Origin of the sequence: Aquimarina rubra (genome assembly GCF_042684305.1) — a bacterium.
Classification (GTDB): Bacteria; Bacteroidota; Bacteroidia; order Flavobacteriales; family Flavobacteriaceae; genus Aquimarina; species Aquimarina rubra.
In genome coordinates this window covers 1,317,093-1,339,651 of sequence record NZ_JBHULE010000019.1, presented here as the reverse complement: position 1 = coordinate 1,339,651, position 22,559 = coordinate 1,317,093, and the positions used below count along the sequence as shown (strand labels likewise).

Sequence of the window (22,559 nt, the reverse complement as noted above, 5' to 3'; positions counted from 1 at the left end):
TTTTTACTTAATAAACAATTCCCAATTTCTGTATAAAGCCTTTTATTCACATCTTCCGTTTTTAAAGGAAAATAAATTCAAATCTAATTATTTAACGTCTAAAAAGGGTAGAGATTTAGACGACCTTTTATTAACTCTTATTATTTACTTTTAGTATACCATCCATTAAAAAAGTCTAAAATAAATGGTATACTAAGATTTTTATTATTCAGCTACATTTAAAGGACCTCCTTTAGTAATGTAAACATTATCTATACTTAATGAGTATTCGCCATCGTGCTCTCTTCTGGAGGCTATAGCATATCTCGTCAATGTTTCTACAGCATATACATCCCAGGATCCTGCGCCTCCTCTGGGCCCTGAATTTACAAACTGATCAAAAGTGATAGAAAGTGTATACCAACCATCTGCATTCGCTACATACCCCATATCTTCAAGATTTTGTAGCGTTGGTCTGAATTCAAGGTATTCATCACTTGTTGATCCATCAGTATCCGCATCATATCCTTCATCAAATCGTAATCTAAAACCTGCCAGAGCTCCTGTATAATCGTCAGGGATACCTTGAAAATTAATTTGAATATTAAAATATAGCTGTGTCAAATCTCTACTATCCTCATTAAAAAAATCTGCAAAGAAACCTGCTGCTTCTCGAGAATGTCCAATTTGACCAGTATATGAACCTGAATCACCTGTATTACTAACACCTCCTATGTAGTAGAAGTTATTATCCACTGGATTTGGTACCAGTGCAGCCTCTGTAGGTAATGTATTATTAACACCAAAATAATCTATCTCGGCATCTCCACCAGAGCTGAATAATAATGTTTCACTATCAAAAGTATCCGAATACGGAGTAAGTAATTCAATCACATAAAATACGTTCGTATCAGGAGTAGTAGAGGATGTACCACCTTCGCTTGTCAGTTCGATAGCACTTAATCCTACTGGTGAAGCTCCTAGGGTAAACACAACTTCTGTATCTGAAGTACTGATAATTGTTCCTTCTACTCCACCTACGCTCACCACATTGGTAGTGATCATATTAGTTCCTGAAAGCGTAATTTCTTCTCCTGCTTGAGCAGATCTTGGTGAAATATTATCTACTTCGGGAGCTCCAATGACTCTCACTCGAAAATTATCAATACTAATCGTTAAACCTCCTGCTGTTGTTGCTGATATTTTTCCTGTGGTAGCACCTTCCGGCACAGTGGTTGTAATCAATCTACCAGTGTTTTCAGTTATTGCAGATGTTATCCCGTTAAAGGACACTGAGGTTGCGTTGGCAAGATCGGTACCTACGATCACTACTTCATCTCCGGGTTCACCTATTTCTGGAGAAAAAGATACTATCGCAGGAATTCTTATTCCTCCGGAGTCATCATCACCACTACAACCTATACTAGTTAAAAGTATTACTAAAACGATTGAGTAAGAAAAAGTATGAACCTTATTAAGATATTTGTGAGTCATAGTAAAAGTGTTAATATTTAGCCAACGTAATATTAGTACTAAATAAGATTTCTATAATACACTTTTAGGGGTAAATAAATACAGATAATTGATTTTCAGTAAATTATAATACAAATAGAAAATAAAAAGTACGGTAAAAATCTATAAGTTTTACTTGTATCAAATATGAAATAGATGATATTTAGGAAAACGATAACCGTCAAAAATTGAATAAAATTACAACGATGTAGTGGCTCAGATCAGATTAATAATACCAAAAAACTCGTGTCGTTTAGTTTAAAGTTACCAATTTTTAAAAACCTTCTCCCCCTTTATAAGTAAGAATAAAACCGTTAGTATTACTAAAAGGAGTACCGCTACCAAATGCGGTGTAGCTATATGCAAAACGCCAGTTCTTTAAAAAATAAAGCCCAATAAGTCCATTAAAAGATGAGCTACTTCTATATCCTCCTCCAATTTCTATCCTGTTCTTATAATTAGCAGAAACATTAAAGTCAAATTGCGCAGGTGCATCCTCCTCAAACTTAATCAACATACTTGGTTGTATTCGTATTTCTTCAAATCTACTTAGATACAATCTATAACCTCCATACAAATAATAGGGTGTCTGAATATTAACATTTTGGTCAGTAGCAATGCTATTCGAAAATAAATTTTGTACCGAAAATCCGATGTAGAGTTTATTGTGATTATACAAAACTCCAAAACCAAACGTTGGTACCGTTACATTGACATCATTTTCAAAATTTGGATCTCCTTGTATGTTTAAACTGGTTAAATCTTCATTAAAAAACAACACTCCCGTGGTTAAGCCAAAGGATAATACGTTAGGATTGTAGTTCCACCATCGTGCTCTATTATAATTCTCATCCAACAATATTTTATAAGCATAGGATCCAAAAATGGTTGTGGCCGAAGTGACACCAATCTGATCACTTATAAATCCTCCACTAATCCCAACATTGTCGTCAAAAACGCTGGTGTTGAGAATTCCGGAAAATGTTCTCGGGTTTCCTTCAAAATCATTAAGAAATCCAAAATTACTCAAACTTACCTCTGTTTCTGGATTGTATCCTGAATGGGCAGGGTTAATTAAAACCGGATTATAATAATAGTCAGAAAACACTGGTGTTTGCTGAGCTTGCACAGAAATTTTACATAATGACAAAATAAGGATTGCCGTGATCTGATATGTATATTTTATCATATGATTATCGTTTTAAAACTAAAAACCCTTTTAGTTTCTTCAGGGAATTACTTCCGGGTACATTAATAGTGAAGAAATAAGTACCTTCAGGTAATTCTCCTCCTCCCAGATTGGTTAAACGGTTGGCATCTCCTCTAAAAACCCTTGATGTATTATTGTAGCCAGAGATTTCAAACACCATATCTCCCCAGCGATTGTAAATTGAAACCGTATTTTGAGGATAATCTTCTATACCATCAATTTCCCAAAATTCATTGATTCCATCACCATCGGGAGAAAATCCATATTTAGTATCATCATCTATAACAATAATCGGTTCTTCAGTCCTAAAACTCTCTTCCATACATCCGATAGCATCCCCAACCGCATTGTATGGAATAACGGTTACAAAAATCTCAGTATTCTCAGGTAAATCAGTCGGCAAATCAAAAGTAGTTACATTGTTTACATCCTTATTATTGATAATATCTGTACCTCCAGAACTTGTACCAATCGTTAATCTATATCCTGTAGCATCAGAAATGCCATTCCAACTAATATCTGTATCTATAACTACATCGGTAGCACCGTCTAACGGAACTGATAAGGTAGTACATCCAGGAATAGTGGCTAAGGTTTCTGTGGTAAAACTTTCTTCTACACAACCTGTGGCATCCCCAACCGCATTGTATGGAATAACGATTACAAAAATCTCGGTATTCTCAGGTAAATCAGTCGGCAAATTAAAAGTAGTTACATTGTTTACATCCTGATTATTGATAATATCTGTACCTCCAGAACTTGTACCAATTGTTAATCGATATCCCGTAGCATCAGAAACAGAATTCCAAGCTACATCTATACCAACAGAAATATCCGTAGCACCATCCAAAGGAATCGATAAGGTAGTACAACTGGGAATTATTGCTATAGTTTCGGTAGTAAAGCTCTCTTCTGTACAGCCTGTGGCATCCCCAACCGCATTATAAGGAATGACGGTTACAAAAATCTCAGTATTCTCAGGTAAGTCAGTCGGTAAATTAAAAGTAGTAACATTGTTTACATCCTGATTATTGATAATATCTGTACCTCCAGAACTTGTACCAACTGTTAATCGATATCCCGTAGCATCAGAAACAGAATTCCAAGTTATATCGGTATCAACAGAAATATCCGTAGCGCCATCCAAAGGAATCGATAAGGTAGTACAATTAGGAATAGTGGCTAACGTTTCTGTAGTAAAGCTCTCTTCTGTACAGCCTGTCGCATCTCCAACCGCATTATAAGGAATAACGGTTACAAAAATCTCAGTATTCTCAGGTAAATCAGTCGGTAAATTAAAAGTAGTAACATTGTTTACATCTTGATTATTGATAATATCTGTACCTCCAGAACTTGTACCAACTGTTAATCGATATCCTGTCGCATCAGAAACAGAATTCCAAGTTATATCGGTATCAACAGAAATATCCGTAGCGCCATCCAAAGGAATCGATAAAATGGTACAACTTGGAATTGTGGCTATGGTTTCGGTAGTAAAACTTTCTTCTCTACAGCCTGTCGCATCTCCAAAACTATTATAAGGAATTATGGTAACAAAAATCTCAGTATTCCCAGGTAAATCAGTCGGTAAATCAAAAGTAGTTACATTGTTTACATCCTGATTATTTATAATATCTGTAGCACCAGAACTCGTGCCAACTGTTAACCTATATCCATCAGCATTAAAACTACTATTCCAAGTTAAATTAGTTCCTATAGCTACATTTAAATCTCCATTTAAAGGAGTTAAAAGTGTTGTACAAGCTGGTGGATCGTTTAAAGTAGAATCGCCGGTTCTAAAACTTTCTTCTGTACATCCAATAGCATCCCCAACATCATTATAGGGTATAATTGTTACGTAGAATGTTCTGTTCTCAATAAGATCGGTGGGAAAATCATAGGTAGTTACATTTTCCACATCAATACTATTGGCTATTTCAATACCTCCTTGGGTAGTTCCAACAGAAACTAAATAACCAGTTGCCCCATCAACACTATTCCAGCTTAAATTTGTATCTATCGCTACATTAATTGCTCCGTTCAAAGGATCCGAAATCGTAGTACAAGAAGGCACTACAGGAATAAGCTCTGTAGTAAAACTTTCTTCTGAACATCCAGTAGCATTTCCCTCTTCGTTGTAAGGAGTTATAGTAACAAAGATTTCGGTGTCTTCCGGTAAATCATTTGTGAAATCATATGTAGTGACATTACTAACATCTTCATTATTCAAAATATCGCTTCCTCCAGAAGAGGTGCCAACTGTTAACCGATAACCGTCTGCATCAGCAATGGCTTCCCAAGATAGATCAATATCTATGGCAACCTCAGTTGCACTATTAAGAGGGTTGGTTAACACAGTGCACTCCGGTACCGTCGCCGTATCAGTTGATAAGCTAAAAGTTTCTGATGTACATCCAGTAGCGATACCTATAGCATTTCTTGGTTCAATAAGTACTGTTACGCCTGTAGAACCAACTAAGGCATTGGCAGCAAATTCGTATGTTTCTGTAGTCACCGTTTCATTAATTATTGTTCCGCTAGGTTGCAATGTGATGGTAAGCACATATTCGGTTGCGTATAAAACTGGTTCCCAAACAAGGTTTGTATTTATCGGCACGTCTACTTCACCATTTTCAGGAGATGTTAGTTGAGTACATACCGGAATCGGACAGTCTCTAATATCGCCTGTAAATGTCCATCCGTATGTATCAATCATAGATTGTCTTTCGTCTATACTTTCGCAATATAGAAGGGTTTCGGCTCCAAGGTCAATATCAGGTGTAAGTGATTGTTCTGACCAAGAAATAAGCGTATTGTCATAATTTTCGCGGGTAAGTGCAGTATTATCCAGCATATCACGCATATCACTAACATTACTTATGTTCCAATCTCCTAAAAATTGATCAAAAACTGTTGCGCTTTGGAACATGGATCGCATACTCACACTTCCAATATTCCACATATCTAACGTTTGATTAAAACTAGTTGCGTTTCTAAACATATAATTCATGTTTTGAACACCATTGACTCTCCAATTATTAATATTTTGGTTAAATGCGCTAGCGTCATCAAACATGGATTCCATTGTTCTTACACCTCTTACATTCCAACTACTTATGTTTTGATTGAAAGAAGTTGCACTTCGAAACATTCCTTCCATCGTAGTAACCGAAGCAACATTCCACGAATCCATTGATTGATTGTATGCAGTAGCATCTCTGAACATTTCTTCCATGGTAGTAACAAAAGAAACATTCCACGAATCGATATTTTGATTAAATACGGTAGCTCCACTAAACATCTCCTTTGTATTCTGTAGTTCTAAAGTATTCCAAGTATCGAGAGGTTGATCAAAAACAATTGCTTCTTTAAACATAGCCTCCATATTGGTGACTACTCCGACATCCCATGAATTCAAATTTTGGTTGAAAACAGACGCTCCTTCAAACATGGAAGGCATTAGAGTAACTGAACTTACATCCCAGTTCTCTAAAGGCTGATTGAAAATGATGGTATCTTCAAACATCGATGTCATATTAGCAACCGCACTTACATTCCAAGAATTTAATGGTTGGTTAAAGCTATCTGCACTTTGAAACATACTTGACATATCAACAACAGAATCAACATTCCAATTATCCAATGGCTCATTAAACACATCTGCATTGTTGAACATCCCTCGCATAGTAATTACATTAGTAACATTCCAGCTATTTATATCTTGATTGAAACTAGTTGCAGATGAAAACATTGATGTCATGGTGGTTACGTTTGAAACGTTCCATTGATCCAATGGTTGATCAAAAGCAGATGCAGATGAAAACATGCTTTGCATTCTAGTCACATTAGAAACGTCCCATGAATTCATAGGTTGATTATAGACCACAGCGCTGCTAAACATACTTGTCATATCGGTAACATTGCTCACAGCCCAACTATCAAGATTCTGATTAAAAGCTTGGGCACGATCAAACATTTCTCCCATGGTAGTGACACTACTCACATCCCAATTATTTAAAGGTTGATCAAATACTCCGGTACTTTGAAACATTTCAGACATATCTGTCACATTACTTACATTCCAATTATTTAGAGGTTGATTAAATGCTTCGGCATCCTCAAACATTCTTGACATCGAGGTAACATTGGCAGTATTCCAATTACTTATATTTTGGTTAAAAGCATCTGTTCTAAAAAACATCAATCTCATATTCGTCACATTGCTTACATCCCAATTATCCAATGGTTGATCAAAAATTGTCGCCACACCAAACATAGCAGACATATTGGTTACATTACTTACATCCCAATTATTTATGTTTCCATTAAAATTTCGGCATACAATAAACATACTACCCATATCAGTAACACCACTTAAATCTGGAATGTCCGTAGCATTATACTCCATATTCTCGCAACCAGAGAATCCATTACGCATACTTTCCCAGGGTTGAGTCCCCCATTGATCTATAGAAAGAAGCTTAAAAGAATCACTATTAAACTCATTATGCCTTGGCGCCGGAAAAGCACCAATAATACTAACTGTATATATTTCGGGCACTAAATAGGTATGTGTAATTTCTCCAGTTACATTATTGTCATATTGTCCATCTCCCCAATCAATAGAATAATTATAATTTAAACCAGAAGTAGTTTGAATTTTCAACTGGTTGACCGGTGTGGTTTGATTTGTTCTCTGAAGTCTTGTATCATAGGTGAGTTTAAAAGCTTCAGGACTATTAACCCAACTCTCTATTACTGTAAAACTGATCTCAGGACAACCTGTAGCAGGCCCCTCGTCATTATATGGAACAACTGTTACATAAACCGTGTCTCCCGGAGTAAATTCATTTGTAAAATCTAATCCAACAACATTACCAAAATCCTGATTATCGTATATTATTTGAGTAGTTCCTCCATTTTCTCTTCGGATGCTTACTCTATACCCTGTAGCATTTGGTGCCGGAACCCATCTAATATCAGAATTAGCTGGCACATTCGTATCTCCATCAACAGGTGAGGTTATCTGAGTACAGAAAACAAAGGAGCAATTAACAATATCACCTGTTATACTCCAATTGTGATTGTCGATTAAATCTTGTCTAGCATCTCTCCCATCACAGTAGTTAAGGTTTGTAGCTCCTAAGTTTACATTATCCGTTACGGTTTGAGCAGCCCAACCGATTAATATATTATCATAATTTTCTTGAGAAATTCCACTATTAGATAACATATTTGTCATATTAGTGACATTGGTAATATTCCAGATCCCTAGGTTTTGATCAAATACTGAAGCGTTAGAGAACATTAGACTCATGTTGGAAACAGCACTCACATCCCAAGCATCCAATGATTGATTAAAAGCAATCGCCTGCTGAAACATTGCGCTCATGTTAGAAACAGCAGAGATATTCCAGCTATTTAGTGGTTGATTAAATTCGGCAAATCGGAACATACTACTTGTGTTTGTTACACTTGAAACATCCCAATTATCGATGGGTTGATTAAAAGGATTTAATACATCTAATCTCGCACCACTAAACATTCCAGACATATTAGTAACATTACTAACGTTCCAATTATTCAAAGGTTGATTATAATTGGAAGACCTGAACATTTGAGACATATCTGTCACAGAACTTACATCCCAACCGTTTAATTGTCCTTGGAACGAGGTTGCTTCTTCAAACATACTGCTCATGTCCGTAACACCACTTACATCCCAATTATCTATAGGTTGATTAAATGCACGTGCTCTTTCAAACATCTCACTCATATCTGTTACATTAGATACGTTCCAAGTATTTAATAACTGATCAAAAGAATTACAGTTCCGAAACATCCCACGCATATTCGTAACGTTGCTTACATTCCAATTACCTAAAGGTTGATTAAAGCCTCTGCTAATAAATCCATAAAACATTCGAGACATATCTGTTACGTTGCTAACATCCCAATTATTTAACGGTTGATTAAAATCCCGAGCATCATCAAACATTTGAGCCATATTCGTAACGTTAGATACATTCCAATTGTTAAGTGGTTGATTAAAATCATCCGCATTGTTAAATGTACTTTCCATAGTGGTTACCTGACTTACATCCCAGTTATTGATATTTTGATTAAATCTATTGGTATTGGTAAATGTTCTAAATAGTGTGGTTACCGAGGCTGTGTTCCAGTTGTCCAAAGGTTCATTAAAATTTGATGCGCCACTAAAAGTCTCTGATAGATCTGTAACCGATATGGTATTCCAGTTATCCAATGGTCTGTTAAAAACCTGAGCTCTGGAAAAAAGTCCAGACATGTCTGTGATTGTACTCACATCCCAATTATTTACAATTCCGTTAAAAACAAAACAATCACGAAACATATTTCGCAAGCTTGTCACCCGAGATAAATCGGGAGAATCGATGGCATCAAAGTTTAAATTCTCACATCCATGAAATGCATCTTCCATAGTTTGCCACTCGATAACTCCCCATTCCAAAATCTCTATAATCTTGCGTCTATCTCCAGAATCATTAAAATAAATAGCAGGAAAATCACCGCTTATTTTCACAGTATAAGTACCCGGAGTGGCGTAAGTGTGCGTTATATCTCCTGTGACAGCCGTATCTGTAGATCCATCTCCCCAATCTACTATATAGTTATAAGTAAATGCTGGATTGGTAGGAATAGAAATTTCGTTATCCGCAGAACTTCCTGGTTGCGTTGTATCCCAAATTGTTGTAAATTCTCCAACATAATTGGAATATCCTAATTTTTCTGCCGTGTTATCTTCTGAAAATCCGTAACCCACAGAAGTGCTTAAAAAGCTATATATCGCAAGAAGGGAAATAGTAGCAAAGCGTATCTTTTTTCTCATATATGATTGCTAGAGTTCAATTTTTTCGATTCATTTGACAACTACAACCATATTCGGCTGTAACTTAATTCTTACAAAAACAAAACTAGGGAGCATAAATATCCTAGACAACCCTGAAAACCGTTGTTTTTGATTTCTTTAACAAAATAGCTTACTATTAAGTCTTTATTTCAAAACTAGAGATAAATGTTAGTGAAGACGTTTCAAATTATAATTTGAAACATATAAATCGATCTTAAGCACTCTTTTTCCTATATTCTGAAGGTGTTACTCCTACCAAGTTTTTAAATGCTCTGTTAAAAGAAGTCTTACTTTTAAAACCTGCTTCATATCCAATAGCTACTATTTTATATTCCTCGTAACTTGGATTTTTCATTAATTTTTTAACCTCATTAATCCTGTATAAGTTTAAAAAATTATTAAAATTCTTTCGAAAGCAGGCATTTAAAACTTCCGAAACCTGTGGTACACTCATATCCAATGCCTCGGCGAAATCGGATTGTTTTAGATCTTCGTTCAAGTATGGCTTTTCATCTTCCATATATTTCAAAATTCTCTCTGCATATTCATCTCTATCCTGATAACTTAGTGATGAATTTTGATATTTGTTAGAAGAATTGGATAAACTTATTGTAGGCTCTTGCACTGGTTCTCTTCTCATGATTTCATTCAGCTTATCCTTAAGGCTCCTGTTTTCATTTTCTAGGAGTTCCTTGTCTAGAGCTAAACTTTCTGATTGCTTTCTTAATGCTTTTCTCCGATTGAAAAAATAAACCAATAACCCCAAAACAACAAAAGTGATAAGAAGAGAACCAAAAAGAATTATTTTTTTGTTCCTACTTTCTAACAGATCCTTTTCTTCTGTAAAAAATATTTCCTGTTCTTTTAACTCTCTTTCGGCAATTATACGTTTCCCTTCAGAAAGGCTATTTAGATAGGCATCTTTGACCTCTACATACTGTTTGTGTTCATTTAAACTCTTCTTCAGGTTTCCGTTTAGTTCATAAGCCTTCGCAAGATATTTGTGACTTTGCATTTTCAATTTCAAAAAACTATTGGATGCTGAAATATCTTTCACAATTAATAGATTATCAATTGCATTTATAGGTTCGTTAAGTCCCAAGTATGCCACACCAAGATGTAAATGTGAATTTGCCTTACTTTCTACAGACTCTTCTTTGGTTATTAGGTCTAAAGCCTGTTCAGCTCTTTGTAATGCCTTTTGATATTTTTCTAGTTTTATATAAGAATCCGCAATATTATTGAGCGCAACAATTTTTATATCATTTCTAGCCAAAGCCGTTGCAAAACTGTCTACTTTTTCTGCATACAACAAAGACTCTTCATGTTTATTTTGATGTCCTGCTGTAATTCCTAAAGCATTGTACGAAGCGATCAATACACGCTCTGGATTTTCGTGTTGTTTTGCTAATCGTATTACCTTTTTAAAAGTTTCAGAGGCTCTGTCATACTGTGAAAGATTATTGTACAAATTACCTAAATTTACCAAAACAATAATTTTCGTTTTTGAATTCTCTGGCAACTCTTCTGTTCTATCTAAAGCTTTCAGGTACTTTTCTAATGATTCATTATATATATTTAGATTGCTGTAATAAATTCCTTGTCCTACTACAGCTAATATCTCATCTTCTAGAAAACCATAATCTTTTGCTATTACCTGTAATGAATCGACATACTTTTTATACAATTCGAAATCACCCTTCCTGTAAGTTACTTCAGCTATGTTTTGTAACTCTTTTATTTTTATCATCGCATCAGAATCACTTAAAGAAAAAGAAGTCTGTGATTGCATCACATTGTGAAGGAATATAATTGGTGTCAAAAAAAGTAATAAACTCTTAAACATTCGAATTATTGATATAAATGATTTGTAATATAATATACTTATACTTGGTTTAACAAAGAATACCTAAAATAATTGTTGTTTACTCAAGAACCTTACATTTCGTCAATTCATTTCATTAGAAAATTACGTATAACTAAATTTCCTAGCTACAAATTACACTAACAAGTTTAAATAAAAGAAGAACTAATACATATACAACAAAAACATTAAAATCCTTTACCGAAACAAAACACCTAAACAAAATAGATCCAATCTATAACAACATTAAATTAGTAGAAGGTACTTATTATCCAATCAAATCCGTTGATGTACTTTTATCACTAATCGCTGACAAAATCAAGTTCCATAACTTACAAATATTAAGTGCAAAAGATAAAAATGATCCTCCGATAATCCACACTGAAATAAGAATTGCAGAACTGAAAGTATCAAGAGAGTAAGGAACAAAATTAATTATACAAGCTCGTAACCAAGAGCTTCATATGAAAAATGATCCTCTTCTTTGGAAACATTCGTAAAAAAAACCTAACTACCTAAATCAGATAGTTAGGGGTTTTATATACTTAAACTAAAGTATACTATTAAGAGGTCACATTTGTTTTGAATTACTGAGAATTTTGTTGATCCAGAGTTCTGAGTGATAACGCAAATTGCATAAGATCTATATCTGCATGTATTCCATAATTACTGCTTAAACAACCTTTAATTCCATCATTACATTCTATCAAGAATAAGATAGAAGCATCACTAGGATCACTTAACCCTTCATGTCTACAATACTCTATCAAAATACAGTCATTTTTTCTGTATCCCTTATTTGTTTTTCGATCAAATATTACATTATCCTTGAATAAAAAATCAGTTGTAAACCCATTATCCCTAGCAATTTGAATGTCTTCTAGGAGTGTTTTATGTGATGATAATATCATAATTTCTGTATTTAAAAGTCCTATAAATTTGAAAATCTTTTGTGATAGCCGTTTTGATTATGACTTATATAAAAACTTGTACAGAACAAAACGGGTCTAGGATTGGGGTAATGATTTCGTTATCTAAAAACTGTGATTACGATTTTTTAATTCAAAATCGGAGATATGTAGTCTCAGGGTCTTCTGTTTTCAAGACCAAAGACAATTCTTCCAATGGTATTTCCAGAAAATAGTTCCCAGAATAGGTTGGACAAACTGTACAGTCATCAAAATAAAACTTGATATATTCTGAATTAATTACAAAGTTATTTTTAAACAATTCGAACTTGTCCTTAGTTAGTTTCCAACAGTCATTAAACGAATCTTGACCTTCAATACGTGCCTCCAACTCCTGATTTAGTTTAAATAGTAGAATCGTCTCGCTATTATTCATAAATAAATCTTCATAACCAATAAACCTACCTTGGTTTAAATCATAATTTAAACCTTTAAACATAAAAGAATTATGATGCTCAGAATCATAATAATTGGTTTTATACAAGAGAACACTTAAAAGTCGATCGTTTTTAGAATAAACTTTATAGTCGATATTCCTTCTTTTTCTTTCTACGTTTTCATATAAAGAATCACAAGATAAATCGCTATTCTGAAGAACATCGCGTATGGACTGTTCGTTAAGCAAGTAATTTACTTCTACAAATGTATTAAAACTACCGAATAAAGGATTGTATTCTTCATTTAGATAAGGGTATTTATAATCAAGAATTAATGAATCTTCTTCTTTATAAAAACTTCTGGTACTAATTAAACTATTGGATAAAGATTTTTTGTTGACACCTAATAAAGAATTTGATTTCTTCAATAATAAATCGTGTGATGTTGATTGCGGTTTTGAACTTTCATTTATTGTATCAAAATTATTCTCATTGTTTACAGTACTGCATGACATTAAACTGAATACCAGTGAAATATAAATTATTTTTTTCATCTTATGTAAATATTTGTTGTTGTTATTCACAAACAAATTTCTACATAAAATTTCATATATTTTTATTTATACTTATAATGTTTTACATAAGTAATTTTTATGTTTAAATCACAAAAAACACCTATTAATCATTAACTAAATTAATACTATACATAATAAACATAAATAAAAATATATGAAATAGGTTTATTAATTTAGTAAAGCAAAATATAGTTTTAAGCAAATTAAAAACGTTCCAGATGAGAAAATTAAGAAATTTACCTATACTCTTTGTATTCATATCCATGATCACTTATGGCAACATATATGATGTTTATTCTAACAGTATCTATCATAAATATTCTGATAGTATAAAACAATGTTGTTTACACGAATATGCAATTTATGAAGGATTAGACGTAGAGTCTACAAGTAATTCTGAAAACTACCTCTACTTAGATTATACTGATGTTAATTATTTGAGTCCAGTTCTTTTCAACCTTCTAAAAAATAAAGAAATGCTTAAAATAACAGCACAAGCGATTCATATAAATAAGCTATTAGAAAGAAAACGTTCACAATATCAATTATACCAGGTAAACCTCTTTGGGCAATTAACAAGCCCCGTAAATAATGAAATAAACCATCAAAAAGCCCAAACACCAAGAATGGAAGGTTTTGGAATACGATTTCGATTCTAAAAAAATAAACTACTTATGATGATTAATTAAACTTAATAAAATAAAACTTATGAAAACTATTTTTTTCTTGATTGGGGTGCTAATCCTATGCACCAATTGCGCAGTAATAAGACCAGGTGAAGCTGGCGTAAAACAGACATTAGGTAAGTTTTCGGATAAAGTATCTACTCAAGGCACCGTATTTTATAATCCTTTGGTGAGTAAAGTTATAAAGGAATCGACACAAACAAATAATATAAAGCTTATTCTTAGTCTGCCTAGTAAAGAAGGCTTAAGTGTTAACTCTGAAATCTCGATTCTATATCGTTTGGAACAAAATAAAATACCTTCTGTTCTAGAAAATTTAGGACAAGGATATGAATCAATAATTACCAGTGTTTTCAGATCTGCTTCTTCAGATGTTTGTGCTCAATTTTTTGCCAAAGATATGCACTCTGGAATGAGAGCAAAGATAGAAGAGGAAATCAAAGCCAAAATGGAGGTAAATCTCAAAAAACAAGCTGATGGAATTGAACTTATAGCTGTATTGATGAAGCGTATTCAATTACCCAATGGATTGGCCAGTTCTATTGAACGGAAATTACAAGCTGAGCAAGACGCAATGCGAATGGAATTTGTTCTACAACAAGCTAAATTAGAGGCAGAAAGAAAAGTAATAGATGCTGAAGGAGAGAGAGACGCACAAAAAATACTTTCTGAGGGATTAACACAAGAAATTATTAAAATCCGTAGTATAGAAGCTTTCAACAAATTATCTGACTCTCCCAATAGTAAAATAATTATTACAGATGGAAAAACTCCTCTATTGATTGATTCAAATGATTAAATCTTCAGGAAAGATTTCGACGAGAACGATTCTAGATTCAAAAAGCCTTATCTAAAAAACAAAACCTCAACTATTTTGAATAGTTGAGGTTTTTATCCGTACTCAAGGTGGGAATCGAACCCACACTCCCGAAAGAACTGGATTTTGAATCCAGCGCGTCTACCAATTCCGCCACTTGAGCATTTTCAATTGAATTGGACGGCAAAATTAAAAAAATATTTCATCACATCCATTAAATAAGTAATAAAATAAGGGTAAGAGTAGAAATAAATTTTTAAATTTGCACCTTGTTTTTAAAAAATAAGTTTTAACTCATTACAAAACAACAATTTACCCTATGCCTAATTCAATTACAGAAGCAAAATTTTTTGCGTGTACCCAGAGTACAGAACTAGCAGAAAAAATCGTACAAGCGTATGGGGCAAAATTAGGTAAGGTAATTACATCTACATATAGTGATGGTGAGTTTCAACCTTCTTTTGAAGAGTCTGTAAGAGGATCAAGAGTATTTATTATTGGGTCTACACATCCAAGTTCTGACCATTTAATGGAAATGTTATTAATGTTGGATGCCGCTAAAAGAGCATCAGCAAGACATATCACAGCAGTATTGCCTTATTATGGATGGGCACGTCAGGATAGAAAAGATAAACCAAGAGTTCCGATTGCCGCAAAATTGATTGCTAAAATGCTGGAAACTGCTGGAGCTACCAGAATTATCACTATGGACTTGCATGCAGATCAAATCCAAGGTTTTTTCGAAAAACCTGTAGACCATTTATTTGCATCTACTATATTTTTACCTTATTTACAATCATTGAATCTAGAGGATCTTACCGTAGCTTCTCCAGACATGGGTGGTTCTAAAAGAGCATATGCATATTCTAAAGCATTGCAAAGTGATGTGGTTATATGCTACAAACAACGTGCTAAAGCAAATGTGATTTCTCATATGGAATTGATTGGAGATGTAACAGGAAAAAACGTTGTGTTGGTAGATGATATGGTTGATACAGCTGGCACCCTTACTAAAGCAGCTGACTTGATGATGGAACGAGGTGCAAAAAGTGTTAGAGCAATTTGTACACATCCAATTCTATCAGGCAATGCTTACGAAAAGCTAGAAAACTCAAAACTAGAAGAATTAATCGTTACCGATTCCATTCCTCTAAAACAACAAAGCGATAAGATTAGAGTGATTACTTGTGCAAATTTATTTGCAGATGTAATGAATAGGGTTCATAATAATGAGTCCATTAGCTCTAAATTTATAATGTAAATTAATAACTATTAATATATTTTAAAATGAAGTCATTAACAATCAATGCATCTCAAAGAGAAAGCGTAGGCAAGAAAGCGACAAAAGCCTTACGTAATGCTGGACAGGTACCTTGTGTAATTTACGGTGGAGACACTATTGTACACTTTGCAGCGCCAGAAATTGCTTTCAAAAACTTAGTGTACACTCCAGACGTTCATACCGTGGTAATAGCGTTGGATAATGGCACAAAGATAAATGCTATCTTACAGGACATTCAGTTTCACCCTGTAACAGATAGAATCTTACACATCGATTTTATTCAAATTTTTGATGACAAACCAATCACCATTGCTCTTCCTTTCAAAACGACAGGAAACTCTAAAGGTGTTCGTAATGGTGGTGTGTTACGTTTCAACTTAAGACGTATCACTGTAAAAGGACTAGCTTCTAAATTACCAGACGTATTAGAAGGAGACATTACCAACCTTAAAATAGGAAACAAATTATATGTTACGGATGTAGCTAGTGAGGATTTTACCATTCTGCACCCTGATAATACTGTAATTTGTATGGTTAAAACGTCTCGTACAGCTGTTGCTGACGATGATGATGATGAAGAAACTGAAGGAGAAGCGCCAGCTGCAGAAGCACCAGCTGCTGAGGCTTAATCTTTTTTTAGAGATAAAACAACCAAAAGCATTCTGAAAATACTTTCAGAATGCTTTTTTTGTACTCCCCTTTCATCACAAGTTGGTATAAAATCAACTTGTAAATATCTAATTTCAGATACACTAAAAAAATCCAATTGAAACCACTGCTAAGAATTAAAATAACCTGTTGAACCCTAGCAATATTTTTTTTAGATGATTCAAACAAATAAATTTTGTAATTTACTATTCAATAAACATATATCATACAAATTATGAGTGAAGAAAAAGACAGTTTAGGTGACGACATCAAAAAAGGAGCCGAAGAAGCTTTAGATAACGCTAAGGAAGCTGCAAAGAAGGCAAAAGAAAAAGCCGGTGAATTTGCAGAAGAAGCAAAAGAGACCGCGGAAGAATTTGTTGAAGAAGCCAAAGAGACATTTGGTAGCAATAATAGCGAAAATAAGAAAGTGCTTACAGGCATCTTAGCTATAGTTCTGGGATGGACAGGTGCTCATAAATTTATTCTGGGTTATAATAAAGAAGGGTTTATTTTACTCGGAATAACCTTGATCTCCATTCCTTTAGTTTGTTTAGCAATTGGTGCATTAACTATATATATCCCTGGAATAATAGGATTAATTGAAGGAATTATATACCTCACTAAATCTGACGAAGAGTTTTATCAAACCTATCAGGTAGGTAAAAAAGCGTGGTTCTAAAAAACATATAAAAAGCTAGAAAATAACAATCTAGCTTTTTTATTTAATTTTATTATCGTAATATTGCGATATCATAATATAAACTATGGGTATTACTAAAACTCAAATTTTTGATCAAAGACAGAATGAGCTCGCTCAACTCTTTAAAATACTTGGCCATCCTGCCCGAATTGCCATACTGCAATACATAAGCAAACAAGATGCTTGTATATGTAATGATCTGGTAGAAGAAATTGGGTTAGCACAAGCCACTATATCTCAACATCTTAAAGAACTAAAAAGTATTGGATTGCTAAAAGGAGAAATCGAAGGAAAAAGCATGTGCTACTGTATTAATATTGATCGATGGAATGAATTACAACAAAACCTAAACTCATTTTTTAATACCACAAAACAAAATTGTTGTTAGAAGTAATAAGGAATTAATTATAAAACAAACGTTATGAATACATCAGAGTTTATCTCATTATTAGGAGAACATCAAGATAAATCATTATTATTTGAATATGCTCCGGGTATGCTGGTAGGTGCAAATTATCATATTACCGAAGTAAAACATGTTACAGTAGATTCTGTAGATTGTGGAGCAGGCACGGATTCCTGGAAAGAAACAATCATTCAATTATGGGAAAGCCCAAGTGAATTAGGAAAGCGAGACTATCTAACGACCTACAAAGCGCTGGGAATCCTAAGAAAGGTTGGAAAAATGAAAACATATGTCATGGAAGCTCCAGTAAAAATTGAATATGGCAATGCTATGTTTCATACCGCCCATTTACATATTACGGGATTCAGCTCTAAAGAAGGGCAACTCATCATTAAACTAGCGGTTCAGCCAACAGATTGCAAAGCAAAAGAAACCTGTGGTGTGCCCGAAACATCTGTAGCAGAAGAAACCTCTTGTGCACCAGGAAGTGGTTGTTGCTAAATGAAATCTCAAGTGAAAATACTATCATTTGATCAATCAGACTGGACAGATGTTTCTAGAATTTATAAAGAAGGTATTAACACCGGTATTGCCACTTTCGAAACAAAGGTACCAGTTTGGGAGCAATGGAATCAAACACATATACAATCCTGCAGGTTAAAAGCTGTCCTGAATAATGAAATTGTTGGTTGGGCAGCTCTAGCACCAACTTCGAAAAGAGAGGTATACAAGGGGGTTGCCGAAGTTAGCATTTACATAACGTCAAAATATCGAAATTTAGGTATAGGAAAACTACTTTTGACAAAACTTATTGAAGATAGTGAGCAAGAAGGATTTTGGACATTGCAGGCAGGAATTTTCAGTAATAATACAGCCAGTATCCAATTGCACACCTCATTAGGGTTCAGAATTATTGGATATCGGGAAAAAGTAGGCAAATTACAAGAAACCTGGTATGACAACACCATCTTAGAAAGAAGAAGTAAAAAAATAATGTAACCATAAAAAAACACTACAGTAATGAACATTTTAGTACTATGTACAGGAAACTCTTGCAGAAGCCAAATGGCAGAAGGCTATCTAAAGTATTTTGCAAAAAACAATGCGACTATTTTTAGTGCTGGTGTAGAAACGCACGGAGTAAACCCCAAAGCCATTGCGATAATGAAAGAGGATAACATTGATATTTCAAATCACACTTCTAACAATCTTGAAGAATATTTAGATATAGAATTTGATTACATTCTTACAGTATGTGACAATGCAAAAGAAAGATGTCCTTTCTTTCCCGGAAAGGCAGAACGCTTACATTATAACTTTTTTGATCCTTCAAAAGTAGAGGGAAGCAAAGAGGAAATTCATGCTGCTTTCACCAAAACAAGAAATCAGATTAAAGAATATTGCAAGGATTTTGTAGAGAATTCTGTAGTAAAGAGTATTTCTTAATCAAACTATTATAAACCTTCGGGGAATAAAAAACCCCGAAGGTTTATAATGGCTCCATTTTTTTATTTATCTCCATTCTTAAAGTATTTCTGCTCCAATTCAGCCTGAAACTCTTCCATAACAGGTTTTACTGTACTATCAGGAAGATCTGCTATACGAATATACATCAGACCATCCACTGCATTATTAAATAATGGATCTACATTAAATGCCACCACTTTTGCATTTTGCTTAATATACTTCTTGATCAACACTGGTATACGTAAACTTCCCGGTTCAATTTCATCAATAATTTTGTCGAATTTATTCAGATCGCTCCTACTTTCATCAAATACAAAATCTTTATCAGCATCCTTCAGCTTTACTTTAAATTCCTTTTTAGGCCTAACATATTGAGCCACGTATGGATCGTAATAATGAGATTTCATAAACTCAATCATTAATGATTTAGAGAAATTACTAAACTTATTACTAATGCTTACTCCACCAATTAAGTATTTGTGATCAGGAAAACGGAGTGTACAATGCACAATACCTTTCCAAAGTAAAAATAAAGGCATCGGACGTTGCTGATATTCTTTAATAATAAAAGCTCGACCCATCTCTATAGATTGGCTCATCATTTTATGTAGTTCCGGTTCAAACCTAAAAAGATCCTGTAAATAAAACCCATCAATACCAAAATTAGTATAGATTTCATTACCCATTCCCATACGATAGGCACCTGCTATCTTTTTAGCTCCGATATCCCATAAAAACATGTGATGATAATAATCATCAAAAGGATCTAAATCTATAGATTGATTGGTTCCTTCTCCAATTTCACGAAAAGTGATTTCCCGAAGTCTACCTATCTCGTGGACAACGTTTGGAATACACTCCTTTTTAGCCAAAAAAACCTCATAATTTTTACTAGCTAATAGACGCTTATCATTTTCACGACAATATTCTAATTCTGATTCAATAGAATTAATGCTGCCGCCAGATGCTATCTCTTTAGGGGACTTAGGTAATTTTAAATTTTGTGGAATAGATTCCATCAATGTTTTTTTCTCATAGGGATTGGCCAACATATAGGTTTTTTTACGTAAAAAATTCGTAAAATCCTCTATATTCACATACTCTTCCTGATCTTTTACAGAAACCGGATTACCTATTCTAACCTTTATCACCCTATTTTCTTGAGAAAAAAGTTCACTTGGTAGTTTTGCTGTCCTTAATGTATCATTTATGGAGGCAAGTTTGTAAAACAGTCTACTATTCCTTGCGTGAAAATAAATCGGGATTACTGGAACTTTTGCTTTCTTTACTAATCGCATTGCCCCTGGTTCCCATGGTTTATCTACGTAATGTTTACCGTCTTTAAACGTGGACACTTCTCCTGCGGGAAAAATACCTAACGGTTGTCCTTCTTTTAAGTGTAAAACTGCTTCTTTTATTCCTCTTAGACTAGACTTAGCTTCCTTTCGGTTTTCGAAAGGATTGACCGGCATAATATACTGCTTTAGTGGAGTGAAGTTATGTAACAGGAAATTTGCAATGATTTTATAATCCGAGCGATGTTCCAGCATCAGTTTAAGAAGTAAAACACCATCCAATCCTCCTAAAGGATGATTAGAAAGAGTGATAAAAGCTCCTTCTTTTGGCAGTCTTCTCAGATCTTCCGGAGGAATCTCAAAAGTAACGCCATACATATCCAAAACACTTTTTACAAAATCTTCACCATTAAGATGACTAATACTGTCATATTGGCGATTTATCTTTGATAACCGGGTGATCTTTAGAATCATCCAGCCAACAAAAGTGCCAATAAAGCCAAGTTTATCTAATTTAAGCCCTTTGGCTACTTCTTTTGAGGTGACTACCGCCATTAAATACGTTTTGTGCTAACTACAAATATAACAAAATCATTGAATAGCGTATCTTATTGTTTAGCAACTATTTGATACGTTTCTTTTGTGCTTTGTTTAAGTAAAATATCCTTGTTTTCTTCTAAAGATTGTATTGCCTCTTCATCAAAGTGTCTAATGGTATATAATGAGACATTCTTTTCATATACCACGCTAAATTTCGCCTTTAAATGGGACAACAATTGATCAAAATGATTGAATTTATCATCAAGGCACACAGAAAAACTGATGGCAGAGTTCTGTATCAAATCTACTTTTAGGTGATACTTATGAAAAAGACTAAAAATTTCACTGATATTATCTTCTACAATAAAAGAAAAGTCTAAAGAAGAAAGTGACAACAAAATCTGATCTTTCTTTACTATAAAGCATGGTATATTAGGAAGTAGTCGCTGTCCTTTTTTAACAGAAGTACCATCGTCTAGAGGGTTCACAAATGACTTTACATAAAGCGGAATTTCTTTCCGCTGTAATGGTTGTAATGTTTTGGGATGAATCACTGAAGCTCCATAAAAAGCTAATTCTATAGCTTCTTCATATGAAATTTGTGACAACAATTTCACATTTTCGAAAACCCTGGGATCACCATTCAGAACTCCTGGCACATCTTTCCAGATTGATACACTATTTGCATTTGTACAATACGCAAAAATTCCAGCTGTGTAATCACTACCTTCTCTACCTAAAGTTGTGGTGAAATTATTAGCATCAGACGCAATAAAACCTTGTGTAACCGTCAATCCTTTTTTATCGACGTTCTTTGCAATGTTTTGTTGAGTAATTTCCCAATTAACAGATGCATCCCGATAATCATCATCGGTTTTAATTACATCCCTTGCATCTAACCAATTATTTTTATAGCCTTCTGAATTCAAATACTCACTAACGATGGTAGTAGCAATTAATTCTCCGTAACAAACGATTTGATCATACACATAATCGTACTGTATAGACTTATTCCGTTTTAGTGTAGTTTCTAAATCTGAGATGAGTGAATTGATCCTCTCAAATATTGGGTTGTGTTTATTTTCAAAAAGATCTTCAAGTATTTCGATATGATATTTCTTTATAAAATCTATAGAATTACCGAGTTCTTTACTCTCGTTCAAGTAATGATCTACTACCTTTTCTAAAGCATTGGTCGTTTTACCCATTGCAGAAACGACTATAATTATATTAGAATTACCTACTTTTTCTAATACATTGATCACATTTTTTACTCCCTTAGCATTCTTTACCGATGCTCCGCCAAACTTAAAAACTTTCATTAATGTAATAGTTTAATGA

17 protein-coding genes and 1 tRNA gene are annotated in these 22,559 nt (G+C 33.9%); 9 read left to right on the top strand and 9 right to left on the bottom strand.

What is annotated here, in order from left to right:
* Positions 1 to 204: 204 nt before the first annotated feature.
* The 6 genes from ACFSR1_RS14525 to ACFSR1_RS14500 form a co-directional block, all read right to left on the bottom strand.
* Positions 205 to 1,473: an IPT/TIG domain-containing protein gene (locus tag ACFSR1_RS14525; RefSeq protein ID WP_378293687.1), complete on the bottom strand. Its 1,269-nt coding sequence runs from the start codon at positions 1,471 to 1,473 to the stop codon at positions 205 to 207.
* Positions 1,474 to 1,765: 292 nt separating this feature from the next.
* Positions 1,766 to 2,680 carry a PorP/SprF family type IX secretion system membrane protein gene (locus tag ACFSR1_RS14520; RefSeq protein ID WP_378293685.1) on the bottom strand — a complete coding sequence of 305 codons (915 nt, stop codon included), beginning with the start codon at positions 2,678 to 2,680 and terminating at the stop codon, positions 1,766 to 1,768.
* A 4-nt stretch (positions 2,681 to 2,684) separates the two neighbouring features.
* Positions 2,685 to 9,569, bottom strand: coding sequence for a BspA family leucine-rich repeat surface protein (locus ACFSR1_RS14515; protein WP_378293683.1), 6,885 nt, complete (start codon positions 9,567 to 9,569; stop codon positions 2,685 to 2,687).
* Between the two features lie 235 nt (positions 9,570 to 9,804).
* On the bottom strand, positions 9,805 to 11,382 hold the full coding sequence (locus ACFSR1_RS14510) for a tetratricopeptide repeat protein (protein WP_378293681.1): 1,578 nt from the start codon (positions 11,380 to 11,382) through the stop codon (positions 9,805 to 9,807).
* Positions 11,383 to 12,041: 659 nt separating this feature from the next.
* Complete coding sequence (locus ACFSR1_RS14505; protein ID WP_378293679.1) at positions 12,042 to 12,365, bottom strand: hypothetical protein; 324 nt, start codon at positions 12,363 to 12,365, stop codon at positions 12,042 to 12,044.
* 151 nt (positions 12,366 to 12,516) lie between these two features.
* On the bottom strand, positions 12,517 to 13,353 hold the full coding sequence (locus ACFSR1_RS14500; protein WP_378293678.1) for an RsiV family protein: 837 nt from the start codon (positions 13,351 to 13,353) through the stop codon (positions 12,517 to 12,519).
* A gap of 239 nt (positions 13,354 to 13,592) precedes the next feature.
* Between ACFSR1_RS14500 and ACFSR1_RS14495 the strand changes: the two genes are divergently transcribed.
* On the top strand, positions 13,593 to 14,033 hold the full coding sequence (locus ACFSR1_RS14495) for a hypothetical protein (protein ID WP_378293676.1): 441 nt from the start codon (positions 13,593 to 13,595) through the stop codon (positions 14,031 to 14,033).
* Between the two features lie 49 nt (positions 14,034 to 14,082).
* Complete coding sequence (locus tag ACFSR1_RS14490; protein ID WP_378293675.1) at positions 14,083 to 14,859, top strand: prohibitin family protein; 777 nt, start codon at positions 14,083 to 14,085, stop codon at positions 14,857 to 14,859.
* Between the two features lie 99 nt (positions 14,860 to 14,958).
* On the opposite strand, the gene ACFSR1_RS14485 is transcribed toward ACFSR1_RS14490, so the two are convergent.
* Positions 14,959 to 15,040: transfer RNA gene (locus ACFSR1_RS14485), tRNA-Leu, on the bottom strand.
* 156 nt (positions 15,041 to 15,196) lie between these two features.
* Between ACFSR1_RS14485 and ACFSR1_RS14480 the strand changes: the two genes are divergently transcribed.
* The 7 genes from ACFSR1_RS14480 to ACFSR1_RS14450 all read left to right on the top strand — a co-directional run bounded on the left by ACFSR1_RS14480 (position 15,197) and on the right by ACFSR1_RS14450 (position 19,362).
* Complete coding sequence (locus tag ACFSR1_RS14480; protein ID WP_378293673.1) at positions 15,197 to 16,138, top strand: ribose-phosphate pyrophosphokinase; 942 nt, start codon at positions 15,197 to 15,199, stop codon at positions 16,136 to 16,138.
* Positions 16,139 to 16,164: 26 nt separating this feature from the next.
* Positions 16,165 to 16,788, top strand: a complete 624-nt coding sequence (locus ACFSR1_RS14475; protein ID WP_378293671.1) for a 50S ribosomal protein L25/general stress protein Ctc — start codon at positions 16,165 to 16,167, stop codon at positions 16,786 to 16,788.
* A gap of 254 nt (positions 16,789 to 17,042) precedes the next feature.
* The gene (locus ACFSR1_RS14470) at positions 17,043 to 17,489 is read left to right on the top strand and encodes a TM2 domain-containing protein (RefSeq protein WP_378293669.1); all 447 of its coding nucleotides are present in this window, start codon (positions 17,043 to 17,045) and stop codon (positions 17,487 to 17,489) included.
* Positions 17,490 to 17,574: 85 nt separating this feature from the next.
* Positions 17,575 to 17,898, top strand: a complete 324-nt coding sequence (locus tag ACFSR1_RS14465; protein WP_378293668.1) for an ArsR/SmtB family transcription factor — start codon at positions 17,575 to 17,577, stop codon at positions 17,896 to 17,898.
* A 33-nt stretch (positions 17,899 to 17,931) separates the two neighbouring features.
* A complete protein-coding gene (locus ACFSR1_RS14460) occupies positions 17,932 to 18,417 on the top strand; it encodes a DUF6428 family protein (protein ID WP_378293666.1) in 486 nt (161 codons plus the stop codon).
* Positions 18,418 to 18,429: 12 nt separating this feature from the next.
* Positions 18,430 to 18,915: a GNAT family N-acetyltransferase gene (locus tag ACFSR1_RS14455; protein ID WP_378293664.1), complete on the top strand. Its 486-nt coding sequence runs from the start codon at positions 18,430 to 18,432 to the stop codon at positions 18,913 to 18,915.
* A gap of 21 nt (positions 18,916 to 18,936) precedes the next feature.
* Entirely contained in the window at positions 18,937 to 19,362 is a 426-nt protein-coding gene (locus ACFSR1_RS14450; RefSeq protein WP_378293662.1) for an arsenate reductase ArsC, read from the top strand.
* Between the two features lie 62 nt (positions 19,363 to 19,424).
* Here the strand turns inward: ACFSR1_RS14450 and ACFSR1_RS14445 are convergent, their stop codons facing one another.
* Both ACFSR1_RS14445 and ACFSR1_RS14440 read right to left on the bottom strand, forming a co-directional pair.
* Positions 19,425 to 21,233, bottom strand: a complete 1,809-nt coding sequence (locus tag ACFSR1_RS14445; RefSeq protein ID WP_378293661.1) for a GNAT family N-acyltransferase — start codon at positions 21,231 to 21,233, stop codon at positions 19,425 to 19,427.
* Between the two features lie 53 nt (positions 21,234 to 21,286).
* On the bottom strand, positions 21,287 to 22,540 hold the full coding sequence (locus ACFSR1_RS14440; RefSeq protein WP_378293659.1) for an aspartate kinase: 1,254 nt from the start codon (positions 22,538 to 22,540) through the stop codon (positions 21,287 to 21,289).
* Between the last annotated feature and the right edge of the window lie 19 nt (positions 22,541 to 22,559).

Excerpts from the sequence above, each read along its gene's own strand:
- ACFSR1_RS14505 (WP_378293679.1), bottom strand. The coding sequence starts at position 12,365 with ATGATATTATCATCACATAAAACACTCCTAGAAGACATTCAAATTGCT.
- ACFSR1_RS14495 (WP_378293676.1), top strand. The coding sequence starts at position 13,593 with ATGAGAAAATTAAGAAATTTACCTATACTCTTTGTATTCATATCCATG.
- ACFSR1_RS14475 (WP_378293671.1), top strand. The coding sequence starts at position 16,165 with ATGAAGTCATTAACAATCAATGCATCTCAAAGAGAAAGCGTAGGCAAG.
- ACFSR1_RS14445 (WP_378293661.1), bottom strand. The coding sequence starts at position 21,233 with ATGGCGGTAGTCACCTCAAAAGAAGTAGCCAAAGGGCTTAAATTAGAT.
- ACFSR1_RS14470 (WP_378293669.1), top strand. The coding sequence starts at position 17,043 with ATGAGTGAAGAAAAAGACAGTTTAGGTGACGACATCAAAAAAGGAGCC.
- ACFSR1_RS14460 (WP_378293666.1), top strand. The coding sequence starts at position 17,932 with ATGAATACATCAGAGTTTATCTCATTATTAGGAGAACATCAAGATAAA.
- ACFSR1_RS14515 (WP_378293683.1), bottom strand. The coding sequence starts at position 9,569 with ATGAGAAAAAAGATACGCTTTGCTACTATTTCCCTTCTTGCGATATAT.
- ACFSR1_RS14510 (WP_378293681.1), bottom strand. The coding sequence starts at position 11,382 with ATGCAATCACAGACTTCTTTTTCTTTAAGTGATTCTGATGCGATGATA.
- ACFSR1_RS14450 (WP_378293662.1), top strand. The coding sequence starts at position 18,937 with ATGAACATTTTAGTACTATGTACAGGAAACTCTTGCAGAAGCCAAATG.
- ACFSR1_RS14500 (WP_378293678.1), bottom strand. The coding sequence starts at position 13,353 with ATGAAAAAAATAATTTATATTTCACTGGTATTCAGTTTAATGTCATGC.
- ACFSR1_RS14440 (WP_378293659.1), bottom strand. The coding sequence starts at position 22,540 with ATGAAAGTTTTTAAGTTTGGCGGAGCATCGGTAAAGAATGCTAAGGGA.
- ACFSR1_RS14465 (WP_378293668.1), top strand. The coding sequence starts at position 17,575 with ATGGGTATTACTAAAACTCAAATTTTTGATCAAAGACAGAATGAGCTC.
- ACFSR1_RS14520 (WP_378293685.1), bottom strand. The coding sequence starts at position 2,680 with ATGATAAAATATACATATCAGATCACGGCAATCCTTATTTTGTCATTA.
- ACFSR1_RS14525 (WP_378293687.1), bottom strand. The coding sequence starts at position 1,473 with ATGACTCACAAATATCTTAATAAGGTTCATACTTTTTCTTACTCAATC.
- ACFSR1_RS14480 (WP_378293673.1), top strand. The coding sequence starts at position 15,197 with ATGCCTAATTCAATTACAGAAGCAAAATTTTTTGCGTGTACCCAGAGT.
- ACFSR1_RS14490 (WP_378293675.1), top strand. The coding sequence starts at position 14,083 with ATGAAAACTATTTTTTTCTTGATTGGGGTGCTAATCCTATGCACCAAT.